Raw genomic sequence first — 13,874 nt, 5'->3', positions numbered from 1 at the left:
GGCATGACCTGGTGGACGGTGGTCCGGTTCCTGCACGTGCTGTCGGCCGCGCTGTGGGTGGGCGGGCAGCTCACCGTGTCGCTGGTGGTGCTGCCGCTGGCGCGGCGCCTGCTGGACGAGGAGCGGCGGGGCGGGCTGCTGAAGGCGGTGGGCCAGCGGTTCGGGGTGTTCACCGTGGCGGTGTTCCTGCCGGTGCAGATCGCCACGGGCGTGGCCATCGCCGCGCACAAGGGCGTCACCTGGGGGTCGCTGGCCGAGCCGGGGTACGGGCGGGTCCTCGCGGCCAAGCTGCTGGTGTTCGGCCTGGTCATGGTGGCGGCCGCGCTGCACGGGTGGGCCAGCGTGGCGGGGCGGGCGGTGTTCGCGCGGGCGACGGCGCTGGCCGGGCTGGTCGGGTCGGTCGCGGTCGTGCTGCTGGCGACCGCTCTTCCCGCTACGTGAGCGGCTACAGGTACGCGCTGAACCAGGCCGTGGCCAGGCGGGCCACCTCGTCCAGGGCGCCGGGCTCCTCGAACAGGTGCGTCGCCCCCGGCACGATCTCCAGCCGCTTCTCCCCCGCCAGCCGTTCCATCGCCTGACGGTTGAGGTCGAGGACCAGCGGGTCGGCGCCGCCGACGATCAGCAGCGTGGGCTGGCGTACGCGCCCGAGGCGCTCCCCCGCGAGGTCGGGCCGGCCGCCGCGCGAGACCACCGCGTGCACCCTGTCCGGCAGGGACGCGGCGGTGACGAGGGCCGCCGCCGCGCCCGTGCTGGCGCCGAAGAGCCCGGTCGGCAGCCCCTCGGTACGGGCGTCGGTCTGCGCCCAGTCGCTCAGCGCCTCCAGCCGCCGCGCCAGCAGGCCGATGTCGAACCGCAGCTCCCGCGTCACCGCGTCCTCCCGCTCCTCCTCCAGGGTGAGGAGGTCGGCGAGCAGGGTGGCCAGGCCGGCCGCCCGCAGCCGCTCGGCGACGTGCCGGTTGCGCGGGCTGTGGCGGCTGCTGCCGCTGCCGTGGGCGAACAGCACCAGCCCGTGGGGCCGACCCGCCGGGCCGGGCGGAAGGGCGAGGTCGGCGTCCAGCCGGACACCGCCGCCCACGTGCACCCGGAGCGCCTGGTTCACGTCGCGCCCTTCACCGGCAGGCCGGACGCCGCGTCGGGTACGGAGATGTCCATGCGGGCCATCCGCCGGTACCCCGTCTCCGGCGGCCGGGCCGGGATGGCGAGCGACGGCCGGTCCACCTCGCGGTACGGGATCGACGACAGCAGGTGGGCGATCATGTTGATCCGGGCCCGCCGCTTGTCGTCGCTGTCCACCTCGTGCCAGGGCGCCTCCGGGATGTGGGTGTGGACGAGCATCTCGTCCTTGGCCCGGGAGTACTCCTCCCAGCGGATGAACGACTGCAGGTCCATCTCGGACAGCTTCCAGCGCCGCATCGGGTCCTCCAGCCGGTCGCGGAAGCGGCGCTCCTGCTCGGCGTCGCTGACGGAGAACCAGTACTTGCGCAGCAGGATCCCGTCCTCCACCAGCAGCCGCTCGAAGATGGGGCACTGGTGGAGGAAGCGGGTGTACTCCTCCTGCGTGCAGAAGCCCATGACCCGCTCGACACCGGCCCGGTTGTACCAGCTGCGGTCGAACAGCACGATCTGCCCGGCGGCGGGCAGGTGGTCGACGTAGCGCTGGAAGTACCACTGCGTCCGCTCGCGCTCGGTGGGCGCGGGCAGGGCGACGATGCGCGCGACGCGGGGGTTGAGGTACTCGGCGACGCGCTTGATCGTGCCGCCCTTGCCGGCGGCGTCGCGCCCTTCGAAGATGACGACGACCCGCCGTCCCTCGTCGCGCACCCATTCCTGGAGCTTGACGAGCTCGCCCTGCAGCCGCAGGAGCTCCTCCTCGTACGGCTTGCGTCTCAGCTTCCCGGAGTTCTTCGTCATCCGTACCACCTGCCCGCCTCACGTCCCGCCTGCCCCGCCGCACCGGCGTGATGCGGCGGGACCATGGTGACTCAGACGCCGGCGCCGGCCGCGAGCCGGGCCCCGAGGCGCTTGAGGCGGATGCGGGCCTGGGAGCGCAGCGGTTCGAGCACGATCGTGCGGGCCCCCTCCGGCACGTGCCGCAGGTCGTGCGTGATGAGGATCGTGGTGCGCCCGGTCATGAGCCGTCGCAGCGGCTCCATGACGCGGGCGGCCGTGACCTCGTCGAGCCCGGTCATCGGCTCGTCGAGGACGAGCACGGGCGCGTCGCGCACGAGGGCGCGGGCGATGGCGATGCGCTGCCGCTGGCCACCGGACAGTTGCCGGCCGCGCTGGCCGACCGGCGTGTCGTACCCGCGGGGCAGCGCGGTGATGAACTCGTGCGCCCCGGCGAGGACGGCGGCCTTGACCACCTCGTCGAACGTGGCGCCGGGACGGCCGTAGGCGATGTTCTCCCGCACGCTGCCGGAGAACAGCATGCTCTCCTGGTGCAGGATCGTGATGGCCTCGCGCAGGGAGGCCCGGGTCAGGTCGCGGATGTCGACGCCGTCGAGCAGGATCCGGCCCTGGTCGGGATCGTAGAACCTCAGCAGCAGCTTGGCCAGCGTGGACTTGCCCGCCCCGCTGGGCCCGGTGCAGACGATCAGCTCGCCCGGCTCGGCGGTGAGCGACAGGTGCCGCAGCGTCGGCCGGTGGCGGCCCGGGTAGGTGAAGCCGACGTCCTCGAACTCGATCCGCCCGTGGCTGCGCGACACCAGGGTCAGTGCGGTGGCGCGGTCGTTCACGTTGGGCCGGGAGTCGAGGATCTCCATGACGCGGTCGGATCCGGCCGCCGCCTCGGACACGGTCAGGGCGATCTCCCCCAGGCTCTGCACGGCCGGGTAGAGCAGTCCCAGGTACGCGGCGAAGGCGAGCAGCCCGCCGATCGTCAGCCGGCCCTCGGCGATCTCCCAGGCGCCGACGCCGAGGATGACGACCATGCAGATGGTCTGCAGGACCTGCACCATCGGGCCGTACAGGCCGGACAGCCGGGCCTGCCACATGTTGGCGCGCAGCCAGCCGCGGCCCTCGCGGTGCAGCCGGCGCGACTCGGTGGTCTGCCGGTTGTAGGCCTGGACGAGCGCCTGGTTGGCCAGGCTCTCCTCGATGACGCTGTTCATGGCGCCGTTGCTGAGCCGCTCGTTGGCGGCGGCCACGCGGAAGCGCGCGGCGAACATCTTCGACACCAGCAGGAACGCCGGGACCAGCGCCAGCGTGACGAGCGCGAGGTCCCACCGGATGAAGAACGCCGCGCCGGCGAAGAAGACCACGCTGACGACCGTGGTGAGCACCTTGACCAGGCCGGAGCCGACGAGCTGCTCGATGGCCTCGATGTCGTCGGTCAGCCGGGCCATCAGGTCGCCGAGGCGCCGGCTCTCGAAGAAGTCGGGTGACAGTGTCTGGACGTGGGCGAACACCCGGTCGCGCAGGCTGAGCAGGAAGCGTTCGGCGCCGAGCGCGGTGACGTACGACCCGCCGAACGACATGACTCCGGCCACCACCGCGAGGGCCAGCCAGGCGAGCGCCGGCGCCCAGAAGGCGGACAGCACGCGGGTGGTGAGCACCTTGTCGGTGATGTGGCCGAACAGCGCGATCGCGGCGACCTCGCAGACCGCCGCCAGGATGGCGAGGACCGTGCCGGCCACGAAGAGCCGGCGCAGTCCCCGTGTACCCGGCCAGAACTCGCGGAACGTCCGGCGGATGGTCACCGCCGGCGCGAGCGTGGGGCGGACCGTTCGGCCCCCGGGCGAGAGGGAGAGCCGGCGGGAGACCCGCCGGCTCTCAGGTGGATTTACCACCACCAACCTCCGCCGCCCCAGCCGCCGCCGCAGCCACCCCAGCCGCAGCCGCCCCAGCGCCGGCGCCATCCACAGCCGCCGCCCCAACCGCAGCGACGACGCCTCCAGCACGGCCCCCAGCCCTGCCGGAATCCATTTGTGGTGCCCATAGTCCCCTCCCCCGAGTTGGACTTTCACTGTCAAACGGGACCGTACCACCCATAAGACGATAAATCACCACTTATCGCGGAGAGCAAATCAGACTTGACCGGGAGGCCCGGTCAAATAGCCGGTTGCTTGGCAGCGGTAAATCGCCAGCAAAGATCCGGGCGCCATTCCATACTTCGGCCCCGGTTTAGCCGCGAGACCCGCCTCCACCTGGGGTTCCGCACTCGCTCCGACCCTCCGGGGAGGCGATTAGGCGCGACTTGAAGAATGTTTTTGCGCGCCAATGGTGTTCGTTATACACGGCCGCGCGGCTATCGCCCCCGGGTCGTCGCCGGGGTACGGCCGGACATGCGCGCGGACCGCCTCGCGCGACGCCTCCCCGGACGCACATGACGGGCCGGATACGTGCGCTCCCTCGCCCGTCCGCGCGCATCCCTCACGCGAACCCTCCCGCGGGACCGCGGCGGGCGTCGCCCCAGCTCCAGGCTTGACAAATATTTTTGTCGGTGAGACGCTCGACGCACCTGAGGAGGTAGTCATGAACAAGGTCGTTTCCAGCGACGGCACCGCGATCGCCTACACCCGCGTCGGCCAGGGCCCGCCCGTCGTGCTCGTGGACGGAGCGCTCTGCCACCGCGCCGCCGGCCCCAACACCGCGCTGGCCGAGGCGCTCGCCCGCGACTTCACCGTCTACACCTACGACCGCCGGGGACGCGGCGACAGCGGCGACACTCCCCCGGCCGCCGGGTCGGCGATCGACCCGCGGCGCGAGATCGACGACCTGGCCGCGCTGGTGGAGGAGGCGGGCGGCGACGTGCGCCTGTACGGCATCTCCTCCGGAGCGGCCCTGGCCCTCGCCGCCGCCGAGGCGGGCGTGCCGGTGGCCAGGCTCGCGGTGTACGAGCCGCCGTTCATCGTGGACGGCTCACGGCCGCCGATCCCGGCCGACTACCAGGAGCGCCTGCGGGAGCTGGTCGGCGCCGGGCGCCGCGCCGAGGCGGTCCGCTACTTCATGCGCTCGGCCGTCGGGTTGCCGGCCGTCATGGTGGCGATGATGCGGTTCATGCCGAACTGGTCGGGGCTGAAGGCCGTGGCGCACACGCTGGCGTACGACGCCGCGTTCGTCACGGCGTACGAGCGGGGCGAGCCGCTCCCGGCGGGGTCCTGGGCGGGCGTCACTGTGCCCACGCTGGTGATCGACGGCGGCAAGAGCCCCGCGTGGATGCGCAACGGCGTCCGGGCGCTGGCCGGGACGCTGCCCGCGGCCCGCCATCGCACCCTGGAGGGGCAGACCCACCTGGTCAAGACCGCGGCCCTCGCCCCCGTCCTCACCGAGTTCTTCCGCTGATCGCCCGTACGCCGCCGCCGGCCCGAGACACCCGCTTCCACCTGCGGCGGGGCGAGTCTTCACCCGTCCTGTGGGCATAGGGAGCCCATGGCTGAGTTCCTGACCGACATCACCACCATCCGTGAACGGGCCCGCGCGGAGATCGACAAGGGTCCCATCACCGACGCGTACGGCGCCGACCTGGAGCGCGTGATCCAGGTGTGCAACGAGGCCCTGGCCACCGAGCTGGTGTGCGTGCTGCGCTACAAGCGCCACTACTACACCGCCTCCGGGATCCAGTCGGAGTCCGTCGCGCAGGAGTTCCTGGAGCACGCCGGCGAGGAGCAGGAGCACGCGGACAAGCTCGCGGCCCGGATCGTCCAGCTCGGCGGCGAGCCGGACTTCAACCCCGACACGCTCACCGCGCGCGCCCACTCCCAGTACGACGCCAGCCGCGGGCTCATCGACATGATCAAGGAAGATCTCGTGGCCGAGCGGGTCGCCGTGGCCACGTACACGGAGATCATCCAGTGGCTGGGCGAGCGCGACATCACGACGCGGCGGGTGTTCGAGGAGCTGCTCGCCAAGGAGGAGGAGCATGCCGACGACATGCAGAGCCTGCTCGAACGCATCCCCCAGGGCCCGCCGGCGTCGCCGCTCTGAAGGGCCGCCGCCCCTCGCCCGCCGGCCTCACCCACGCGGACCGGTCGTGCGGGCGAGAGACTCCCTCCCAGGAGTGAGATCGAGGATCGCTCGTCGCGGCGATCCGCTCTGACCAGCGAACTCGGAGGATTACCGGGGTAAGCACCACGCCCCCTGGAGGCCCTCCGTGAACATCCGCACCGCTTTCGTCGCCGCCCCCCTGCTGATCTTCGCGTACGGGGTGATCCGCATCGTCGACGGGTTCGACGGCGAGAGGGGGCCCGGCCCGGCCTGGACCACCGGGCATCTGGCGTTCATGGCGGCCCTGGTGTTGTTCGTCCCCATCTTCTGGGAGCTGCGGCGGCGGCTGGACCGCAACGCGCTCGCCACCACGGCCGTGGCCGTGGGTGTGGCCGGCATCGCGTGCGCGTTCGCGCAGTTCGCCGTCGACATCGCGGTGGGCTTCACTGCCGCCGACCACGCGGCCATGGGACCGCTGTTCGACCAGGTCAAGGCCGTGCCGGGGGTGTCGCTGGCCGTCTACGACGCCGGGCCGTTCCTGTTCTACGTCGCGCAGTTCGTGCTCGTCACCCAGCTCGCCGTGCGGCGGCAGGCGCGGGCCTGGACGCCCGTCCTCGTGTTCCTGGACTTCACGCTGCCGCTCATCGACCGCGACCTGATCCCGGCCGGCGCCCTTCTGCTGCTGGTCTCGTTCGTGCAGCTCTCCCGCCGCGGTGCGGCGACCCCGCGCCACGCCCTCGCCCATGCCTGAGGCCGGACACGCAGAAGCCGGCCGCGCAGAAGCCGGCCGCGGGAAGGAGCGGCTCGGACGCGGGAAGGGGCGGCTGGTACGCGGCGAAGGCCGGCCGAGGCGACCTGCCGGACATGCGGCAGACTGGGACGCCGTGTCCTCCCCGCCGTCGTATCCGCCCTTCGTCGAGGCCGCGCGCCGGCGGCTGGCCGAGCTGCCGCCCCTCTGGGTCGACGCGGCGCTGACCGCGGTGATCCTGCTGGCACAGCTCTGGCCGCTCCTGACCGGGGTCAGCTCGACCGGGCGCCCGTGGGACTGGTGGGGCTACGCGGTCGCGGCCGGCGCCTCGCTGCCCCTGGTGTGGCGGCGGCGGGCGCCCGTGGCGGTCCTGGTCACGAGCCTGTGCGTCGGCGCCCTGTACGACCTGGCCGACGACGTCGCCCGGCAGCCCATCTGGTACGGCGCGACCGTCGCCTTCTACACCGTCGCCGCCCGCTCGCCGCGCTGGAAGCGGCTGGTCATGCTGGTCGTGACGCTCGTCGGCGGCATGCTGGTGGTCGGTTCGTCGGAGACCGCGCTGCGTGGCGTCATCGTGTTCGTCGCCGCGTACGCGGTGGGCCGGGCGACCGCCACGTCCCGCGCGCACGCCGCGGCCCTGGAGGAACGGGCCGCCCGACTGGAGAGGGAGCGCCAGGTGGAGGCCGAACGAGCCGCCGAGCGCGAGCGGGCCCGCATCGCCCGCGACATGCACGACATCCTCGCCCACGCGGTCAGCCTCATGGTGGTACAGGCCGAGGCGGGACCCGTGGTGGTGCGGTCGAACCCGGCGCGCGCCGAGGCCGCGTTCGACGCGATCGCCGCCGCCGGGCGCGACGCGATGACGCAGCTCAGGCGGATGCTCGGCGTGCTGAAGGAGGGCGAGGCGCCCAGGGTGCCGCAGCCCACCGTCGAGGACCTGCCCACGCTGGCCGAGCAGGTCACCGGCGCCGGCCTGGACGTGACGTTCTCCACGACCGGAGAGCCGCGGCCGCTCGCGCCCGACTGCGCGGTGGCCGCCTACCGGATCACGCAGGAGGCCCTGACCAACACCGTGAAGCACGCCGGCGCGCGCCGCGCCGACATCCGGCTCACCTGGGAGAACGGCAGCCTCATGATCGACATCACCGACGACGGGCGGGGCGCGGGCCGTGCGCTGCCCTCGGGCGGCAACGGCCTGATCGGGATGCGCGAGCGCGCCGCCGCGTGCGGCGGCGTCGCCACGGCCGGCCCCCGCCAGGACGGGCCGGGCTACCGGGTGTCGGTACGGCTCCCGGTGGCGGGCTCGTGAGCGACCGGAACGGTGGAACGTGAGCGACAAGAAGGGCGGACCGTGAGCGACCAGAGCGAGCAGAGCGACCAGAAGGGCCGGACCGTGAGCGACCGCATCAGGATCGTGGTGGCCGACGACCAGGAGCTGGTCCGGGGCGGCTTCGCGATGATCCTCGACGCCCAGCCGGACATCGACGTGGTCGCCGAGGCCGGCGACGGCGCCGAAGCCGTCGCGGCGGTGCGCGAGCACGACCCCGACGTGCTCCTGCTCGACATCCGCATGCCCCGCATGGACGGCATCGAGGCGGCCCGCGTCGTCTGCGCGGAAGCCCGCTGCCGGGTGCTCATGCTGACGACGTTCGACCACGACGACTACGTCTACGACGCGCTGCGGGCCGGGGCCAGCGGGTTCCTGCTCAAGGACGTCCGCCGCGACGACCTGGTCAACGCCGTGCGGGTGGTCGCCGGGGGCGAGTCGCTGCTGGCGCCCCAGGTGACCACGCGGCTGATCTCGGCGTTCACGTCCCGCCCGGCCGCCCGGCCCGCCGAGGCGCTGGGCGTCCTGACCGCGAGGGAGCGCGAGACGCTTCAGCTCATCGCCCGCGGGCTGTCCAACGCGGAGATCGCGGAGGCGATGGTGGTGAGCGAGCACACCGTGAAGACGCACGTCAGCAACGTGCTGTCCAAGCTCGGCCTGCGCGACCGGGTCCAGGCCGTCATCGCCGCCTATGAGTCGGGGCTCGCCGTGCCGGGCGCGTAACGCGGGAACGAGCGGGTAGGCGGGCGCGTATGAGTGCTGACCCCGAGAACTACGACGCCGACCTGCTCTGGGAGGAGTTCCACGGAGTGGTGAACATGACCTCCGAGGAGCTGCGGGCCTACCTGCTGGCCGACGCCGCCGGCGCGGACACCACCTTCCCCGCCGAGACCGACCTGGGGATCGACGAGCTGGGACGCGGCGTCCTGCACGTGCTGGCCAAGCGGAAGACCGACCTGACCGAGGACGACCTCGACACCATGCGCCAGGTCGTGGACCTGGTGGAGACCCTCGACAACAGAACCGACGACGAGGCACGGCGGCTCCAGCTCTCCGTGGGCCATGACCCGTTGCGCGCCGCCTGACCGGCTCGTCACCGGAGGGCCCTGGAAGGGACGACTCGTCGTGGCGAATCGGCAAATGGTGGATGGAGCACGACTTCAGATGGTGCAATGGGCCGTGCCGTACGCATCCGAGGAGGCCCGTTGACAGACAACCTCGACCTCGCCGCGAGCGCCCAGGAACTGGCCGACGCCGCGCCCGCCGGGTCGCTGGACCGTACCGCCGCGACGTCGGTGGCCATCACGCTGGCCACGACGCGGGACGCCGACCACGCCCGGCAGACGCTGGACGGGCTGTCGCCCGACGACGTGCGGCAGGCGGCGCTCCAGCTCTTCGACCGCCTCCGGGCCGGCTGACCGGTCCAGGAGCCGGTCGGCGTCGCAGTCCGGTCGCGATCCCGTCGCGGTCCCGATCCCGTCGCGGTCGCGATCCCGTCGCGGTCGCGATCCCGTCGCGGTCTCGGCCGCGGTCCCGCTCAGAGCGTGATCTCGTACTCGACCTGGTCGATGGGGTTGCCGTCGCCGAAGTCGTGGCCTCGCGTGGCGCCCGACTCGGTGAAGCCGTTCTTGGCGTAGAAGCGGCGTGACTGCGCGGTGTCGCGCAGCGTCCACAGGTGCGCGCGCCGGAAACCTCGCGCGCGCAGGGTGTCGAGCGTGGCCGCCATGAGCGTGCCGGCCACGCCGCTGCCCCATGCCTCCGGGTGGTTGTAGAAGCCGAAGATCTCCACGTCGCCGGGCCGCTCCGGGGAGGCGCCGAAATACGCGTACGCCAGCGGCCGCCCGCCGGGACGGGCGGCGAGCAGCACCGTGTCCGCGCCCGCACCCTCGGCCTCGGCCTCGGCGAGCACGGCGAGCACGGCGTGCCACTTGCCGCGCCGGTGCGCGACCGCCCGCTCGAAGAACGCGGGGGCGAAGTACGGCCGGTAGGCGACGGCCCAGGCCTCCGCGTGGATCTCGCCCATCGTGTCGGCGTGCTCCGGAGTCGCCGGGAAGACGATGAAATCAGAGGACATGATCGAAGCCTAGGGTGTGCCTGGCGGCGAAAATCCGCCTGAAAGTGGGGTGAAACGATCTGGCGGGTCCGGACAGGTACCGGATGACGGGCCCACCGGATGAGAGAAGGCAGCGTGACCCACCATGACCGCAAGGAGCGCTTCGAGGTGATCTACGTTGCCAACTACACCGACATCCTCGCCTACATCCGCCGGCGTACCGACTCCCACGAGGACGCCGCCGATGCCCTGGCGGAGACGTTCGCCACAGCCTGGCGCCGCCTGGACGACGTCCCCGAGGGGCGGGACGCGCGCCTGTGGCTGTTCGGCGTGGCCCGCCGCGTGCTGGCCAACGGCCGGCGCGCCGAGTCGCGCCGCAGCGAGCTGGTGGAGCGGATCGGTCACCAGCTCGCCGTGTGGGCGGAGCGGACCGAGGCCGGCGACGGCCTGGCGGGCGTCCAGGAGGCGTTCGCGCGGCTGAGCCCCGACGACCGGGAGATCCTCGCGCTGGCCGGGTGGGAGGGGCTGGGCTCCGACGAGATCGCCACCGTCCTGGGCTGCTCGCGCGCCAACACCCGGCTGCGGCTGCACCGGGCCCGCAAACGGCTGGCCAGGCACCTGGACACGGCCGGCGTCGACATGGCCCGCATCGGCCTGCGCGCCGTCGCGATGACGAAGGGGGCCATGTGATGCACGAGATCGACCGCCTGGTGGCCGGCATCGCGCCCGATCCCGGTCCCGGCAGCACGCCGATCGCCAGGGAGCTGCTGGAGGAGATCACCTCCGTCCCCGTCCCCGAGCGCCGCCGCCGCCGCGGCTGGCTCGCCGTTCCCCGGCCGCGCAGGTGGGCGACCGTGCCGGTCCTGGCCACGCTGGCGGCCCTGCTGTCCTTCGGCATCGCCCAGGCGCCCGCCTCCGCCGCGCTCGACATCGAGCTGGTGGACGACCACTACGTGATCACGGTGAAGGACCTGCTGGCCGAGCCCGAGGTGTACCAGCGCCAGCTCAGGGCCAGGGGACTGGACATCACGCTCGACGTGGTGCCGACCTCCGCGAGCCTGACGGGCCAGCTCATCGTGATCAACGACATGGACCAGTTGATGTCCGGTCGGATGGTGCCCGGCGAAGGTCCGATCACCACGATCGACGCCCCGGGGCCGTGCGAGCGGTTCGCCGGCTGCCCCATCGGCGTGAAGGTGCCGGTCGACTTCGACAAGAAGGCCGAGATCACTCTCGGCAGGCGGGCCCTGCCCGGCGAGAGGTACAAGCTGCCGCCCAGCATCGCCACGCCCGGCGAACCTCTGCACTGCGTGGACTACGTCAACAAGAGCGTCGCCGGCATCTCGGCGCTCCTGCGCGAGAAGGGGGTCACGCCCTCGTACATCCAGTACGGCAAGCGCGCGGCCCCCTCGGCCCCCGGCGGCTGGTACGTGTACGACGGCGTCATGAGCGCCGACGGCCAGGCCCTCCTGCTGGTCGGCGCCGAGCCCACCACCCGGCGCGAGCCGGCGCCGCCGTCCCGCTGCTGATCCCGGCCCGGCACTGAGAGCTCCCCCGGGGCGCGCGGCCGAGCGCGCCCCGGATCACCGCGCGCCGAGCGCGGCACCGGTCATTGCGCGCTGAGCGCGGCACCGGTCACCGCGCGCTGAGCGCGGCACCAGTCACCGCGCGCTGAGCGCGGCACCAGTCACCCCGCGCTGAGCGCGGACCCCATCACCACGCGCCGCTGAGCGCGTGCCCCCATCACCGCCATGCGTCGTCCTCGGCATGCGCGGACCCCCGTCATGCCCCCACGATCGGATCTCGCGTGCTCACCGACACCCGCGTGGCGCTTCCCCCTCAGCGCCGCCTGGTCGCCCTCGCCGGCCACCGCGTCTTCGCCGCGTCGCTGCTCCTGGCCGCCGCGCTGCGGGTCGTGACGATGCTCGGCTACCGCCCCGCCACGCTCTACTGGTACGACTCCTTCACCTACCTCGACACCGCCGTGCACCCGGCCCCGTCGGCGACGTTCCACCCGATCGGCTACCCGTTGCTGCTGCGGGCGCTGCTGCCGTTCCACAGCGTGGAGCTGGTCGCGGCCGTCCAGCACGTCATCGGCCTGGGCACCGGGACGCTGCTGTACGCGGTGCTGCGCCGCAGGTCGGCGCCCGGCTGGGTGGCGGCGTCGGCGGCGGTGCCGCTGCTGTTCGACGCCTCCTTCCTGCGCCTGGAGCAGGCCGTCCTGTCGGACACGCAGTTCATCTTCCTCATCGTGGCCGGGCTGGCCGTGCTGATGTGGTCGCCCCGGCTGTCCGTGCGCGCCGCCGGCGGAGCGGGCCTGCTCTTCGCCCTGGCCGCGCTGACCCGGACGATCGCGCTGCCGCTGCTGCTGCTCGTCGTGCTGGTGCTGGCCGTACGGCGCGCGGGATGGCGGCCGCTGGTCGCGCTGGTCCTGGCGGGGTCGCTGCCGCTGGCCGGCTACGCCGCCTGGTACGCCCGGCACCACGGCCGTTTCGCCATCAGCGGCGCCGACGGCGTCGCCCTGTGGGCCCGCACGATGACCTTCGCCGACTGCGCCCGCATCCAGCCGCCGCCCGACCTGGCGCGCCTGTGCCCCAACGGGACGACGGTGGACGCGGCCTCCGAGTACGTGTGGGCCCCGGGGGCGTCGCTCAACCTGCTGCCCGGCGGCCGGTTCGCGCACAACGACCTCGCCCGCTCGTTCGCGATCGACGCGATCCTCGCCCAGCCGCTGGACTACCTGGGCGACGTCGTACGCGACACCGCCATCGCCTTCTCCTGGACCCCGATCCCGCACCCGGACCGCACCACCCCGGCGTTCGGGTTCAGGATCGGGCAGGGGGAGCTGCCCGACCAGCCGCTGATCGACAAGGTCAGGCGGGAGTACGACCGGGACATCCGCGGCCTGTCGTCGGTGTCGCCGTACGCGGACTTCCTCGTCGCCTACCAGTACGCCGCCTACCTGCGCGGCCCGTTCCTGGGGGTGATCCTCCTGCTGGGCGGGGTCGCCGCGGTGCGGCGGCCCGGCGTGGCGCTGCTGCCCTGGGCCGTGGCGGCGGGCCTGCTGATCGGCCCGGTCGCGGTCCTGGACTTCGACCACCGCTACGTGCTGCCGGTCGTCCCCGTCGCCTGCCTGGCCGCCGCCCTCGTTCAGGCGCCCGGCGGGCGCGCCGAGCGCAGGCGGGCGCGCACGGCGCGGCGGGCGCGGTCGGCGGCGCGCGGGTCGCGGTGCAGCTGGAGGGCGTGGTTGAGCGCCATGAGCAGGCCCATGAGCTCGAACGCCACGTCGGCGGGGTCCGTGTCGCCCGGCAGGTCGCCGGCCTCCACCGCGCGCCCGGCCTCCTTGCACAGCCGCGCGGACCAGGCGTCGAACCGGGCCTCGATCGCGTCCCGCACCGCCCCCTCGCGCCCGTCGAACTCGTGGGCGGCGGCCACGAAGAAGCAGCCGCCGGGGAACACCTCGCGTTCCAGGTAGGAGATCCACGCCTCGCAGAGGGCGGCCAGGCGCGGCAGCCCCGGCGTGGCCGGCACGGCCGGCTCCCACACCTCGGCGCGGAACACCTCCCCCGCCCGCTCCAGCACCGCGAGCTGGAGCGCCTCCTTGGAGCCGAAGTGCCCGAGCACGCCCGACTTGCTCATGCCGAGCTCGGTCGCGAGGCGGCCGATGGTCAGCCCTTCCAGCCCTTCGAGGGAGGCGATGGCCACGGAGCGGTCGAGGATGGCGGCGCGGGTGGAGAGCGCGTCGGCGACGGACCTGCGGGGGCTCATGGGGCCATCATGCGGGCTCGGAGGCGCGGGACGAAATCCATGGCGGCCACTTT

The 13,874-nt window shown here is 73.1% G+C and carries 15 protein-coding genes; 10 read left to right on the top strand and 5 right to left on the bottom strand.

Features of this window, described 5'->3' with window-relative positions:
• The first annotated feature begins 3 nt into the window (after positions 1-3).
• The gene (locus HT134_RS24505; RefSeq protein ID WP_175602802.1) at positions 4-441 is read left to right on the top strand and encodes a hypothetical protein; all 438 of its coding nucleotides are present in this window, start codon (positions 4-6) and stop codon (positions 439-441) included.
• Between the two features lie 4 nt (positions 442-445).
• Here HT134_RS24505 and HT134_RS24500 read toward each other — a convergent pair whose 3' ends face one another.
• From HT134_RS24500 to HT134_RS24490, 3 genes are all read right to left on the bottom strand, one after another.
• Positions 446-1,099 carry a dienelactone hydrolase family protein gene (locus tag HT134_RS24500; RefSeq protein ID WP_175602801.1) on the bottom strand — a complete coding sequence of 218 codons (654 nt, stop codon included), beginning with the start codon at positions 1,097-1,099 and terminating at the stop codon, positions 446-448.
• Positions 1,096-1,911, bottom strand: coding sequence for a polyphosphate kinase 2 (ppk2, locus tag HT134_RS24495; RefSeq protein WP_175602800.1), 816 nt, complete (start codon positions 1,909-1,911; stop codon positions 1,096-1,098). The genes HT134_RS24500 and ppk2 overlap by 4 nt, the downstream gene beginning before the upstream one ends.
• A gap of 71 nt (positions 1,912-1,982) precedes the next feature.
• Complete coding sequence (locus HT134_RS24490; protein ID WP_312888392.1) at positions 1,983-3,899, bottom strand: ABC transporter ATP-binding protein; 1,917 nt, start codon at positions 3,897-3,899, stop codon at positions 1,983-1,985.
• Between the two features lie 574 nt (positions 3,900-4,473).
• Between HT134_RS24490 and HT134_RS24485 the strand changes: the two genes are divergently transcribed.
• The 7 genes from HT134_RS24485 (at position 4,474) to HT134_RS24455 (ending at position 9,418) form a co-directional block, all read left to right on the top strand.
• Complete coding sequence (locus HT134_RS24485) at positions 4,474-5,283, top strand: alpha/beta fold hydrolase (protein ID WP_175602799.1); 810 nt, start codon at positions 4,474-4,476, stop codon at positions 5,281-5,283.
• Positions 5,284-5,370: 87 nt separating this feature from the next.
• Positions 5,371-5,925, top strand: coding sequence for a ferritin-like domain-containing protein (locus tag HT134_RS24480; protein ID WP_175602798.1), 555 nt, complete (start codon positions 5,371-5,373; stop codon positions 5,923-5,925).
• A gap of 166 nt (positions 5,926-6,091) precedes the next feature.
• Positions 6,092-6,676, top strand: a complete 585-nt coding sequence (locus HT134_RS24475) for a hypothetical protein (protein ID WP_175602797.1) — start codon at positions 6,092-6,094, stop codon at positions 6,674-6,676.
• A gap of 133 nt (positions 6,677-6,809) precedes the next feature.
• Positions 6,810-7,982 (top strand): sensor histidine kinase, encoded by a 1,173-nt coding sequence (locus tag HT134_RS24470; RefSeq protein WP_312888391.1) that lies wholly within the window; start codon positions 6,810-6,812, stop codon positions 7,980-7,982.
• Between the two features lie 42 nt (positions 7,983-8,024).
• A complete protein-coding gene (locus tag HT134_RS24465) occupies positions 8,025-8,723 on the top strand; it encodes a response regulator (protein WP_312888389.1) in 699 nt (232 codons plus the stop codon).
• 29 nt (positions 8,724-8,752) lie between these two features.
• Positions 8,753-9,085, top strand: coding sequence for a DUF3140 domain-containing protein (locus tag HT134_RS24460; protein ID WP_175602794.1), 333 nt, complete (start codon positions 8,753-8,755; stop codon positions 9,083-9,085).
• Between the two features lie 120 nt (positions 9,086-9,205).
• Positions 9,206-9,418 (top strand): hypothetical protein, encoded by a 213-nt coding sequence (locus tag HT134_RS24455; protein ID WP_175594816.1) that lies wholly within the window; start codon positions 9,206-9,208, stop codon positions 9,416-9,418.
• A gap of 119 nt (positions 9,419-9,537) precedes the next feature.
• Here the strand turns inward: HT134_RS24455 and HT134_RS24450 are convergent, their stop codons facing one another.
• Positions 9,538-10,074 carry a GNAT family N-acetyltransferase gene (locus HT134_RS24450; RefSeq protein WP_175602793.1) on the bottom strand — a complete coding sequence of 179 codons (537 nt, stop codon included), beginning with the start codon at positions 10,072-10,074 and terminating at the stop codon, positions 9,538-9,540.
• Positions 10,075-10,188: 114 nt separating this feature from the next.
• Here HT134_RS24450 and HT134_RS24445 point away from each other — a divergent pair, with 114 nt between their 5' ends.
• On the top strand, positions 10,189-10,743 hold the full coding sequence (locus HT134_RS24445) for an RNA polymerase sigma factor (RefSeq protein WP_175602792.1): 555 nt from the start codon (positions 10,189-10,191) through the stop codon (positions 10,741-10,743).
• Positions 10,743-11,582 (top strand): hypothetical protein, encoded by an 840-nt coding sequence (locus HT134_RS24440; RefSeq protein ID WP_175602791.1) that lies wholly within the window; start codon positions 10,743-10,745, stop codon positions 11,580-11,582. The genes HT134_RS24445 and HT134_RS24440 overlap by 1 nt, the downstream gene beginning before the upstream one ends.
• Positions 11,583-13,203: 1,621 nt before the next feature.
• Here HT134_RS24440 and HT134_RS47725 read toward each other — a convergent pair.
• Entirely contained in the window at positions 13,204-13,821 is a 618-nt protein-coding gene (locus HT134_RS47725; protein ID WP_175602790.1) for a TetR/AcrR family transcriptional regulator, read from the bottom strand.
• Between the last annotated feature and the right edge of the window lie 53 nt (positions 13,822-13,874).

It is taken from the genome of Nonomuraea rhodomycinica, assembly GCF_013363995.1.
In the GTDB taxonomy this organism is placed as follows: Bacteria; Actinomycetota; Actinomycetes; order Streptosporangiales; family Streptosporangiaceae; genus Nonomuraea; species Nonomuraea rhodomycinica.
Note: the sequence above shows the minus strand (reverse complement) of the source record. Positions and strands in the feature narration are given on the sequence as shown.

What these genes read in the sequence shown, in the direction of transcription:
- HT134_RS24485 (WP_175602799.1), top strand. Translation starts at nt 4,474, where the DNA reads ATGAACAAGGTCGTTTCCAGCGACGGCACCGCGATCGCCTACACCCGC.
- HT134_RS24450 (WP_175602793.1), bottom strand. Translation starts at nt 10,074, where the DNA reads ATGTCCTCTGATTTCATCGTCTTCCCGGCGACTCCGGAGCACGCCGAC.
- HT134_RS47725 (WP_175602790.1), bottom strand. Translation starts at nt 13,821, where the DNA reads ATGAGCCCCCGCAGGTCCGTCGCCGACGCGCTCTCCACCCGCGCCGCC.
- HT134_RS24505 (WP_175602802.1), top strand. Translation starts at nt 4, where the DNA reads ATGACCTGGTGGACGGTGGTCCGGTTCCTGCACGTGCTGTCGGCCGCG.
- HT134_RS24460 (WP_175602794.1), top strand. Translation starts at nt 8,753, where the DNA reads ATGAGTGCTGACCCCGAGAACTACGACGCCGACCTGCTCTGGGAGGAG.
- HT134_RS24440 (WP_175602791.1), top strand. Translation starts at nt 10,743, where the DNA reads ATGCACGAGATCGACCGCCTGGTGGCCGGCATCGCGCCCGATCCCGGT.
- HT134_RS24480 (WP_175602798.1), top strand. Translation starts at nt 5,371, where the DNA reads ATGGCTGAGTTCCTGACCGACATCACCACCATCCGTGAACGGGCCCGC.
- ppk2 (WP_175602800.1), bottom strand. Translation starts at nt 1,911, where the DNA reads ATGACGAAGAACTCCGGGAAGCTGAGACGCAAGCCGTACGAGGAGGAG.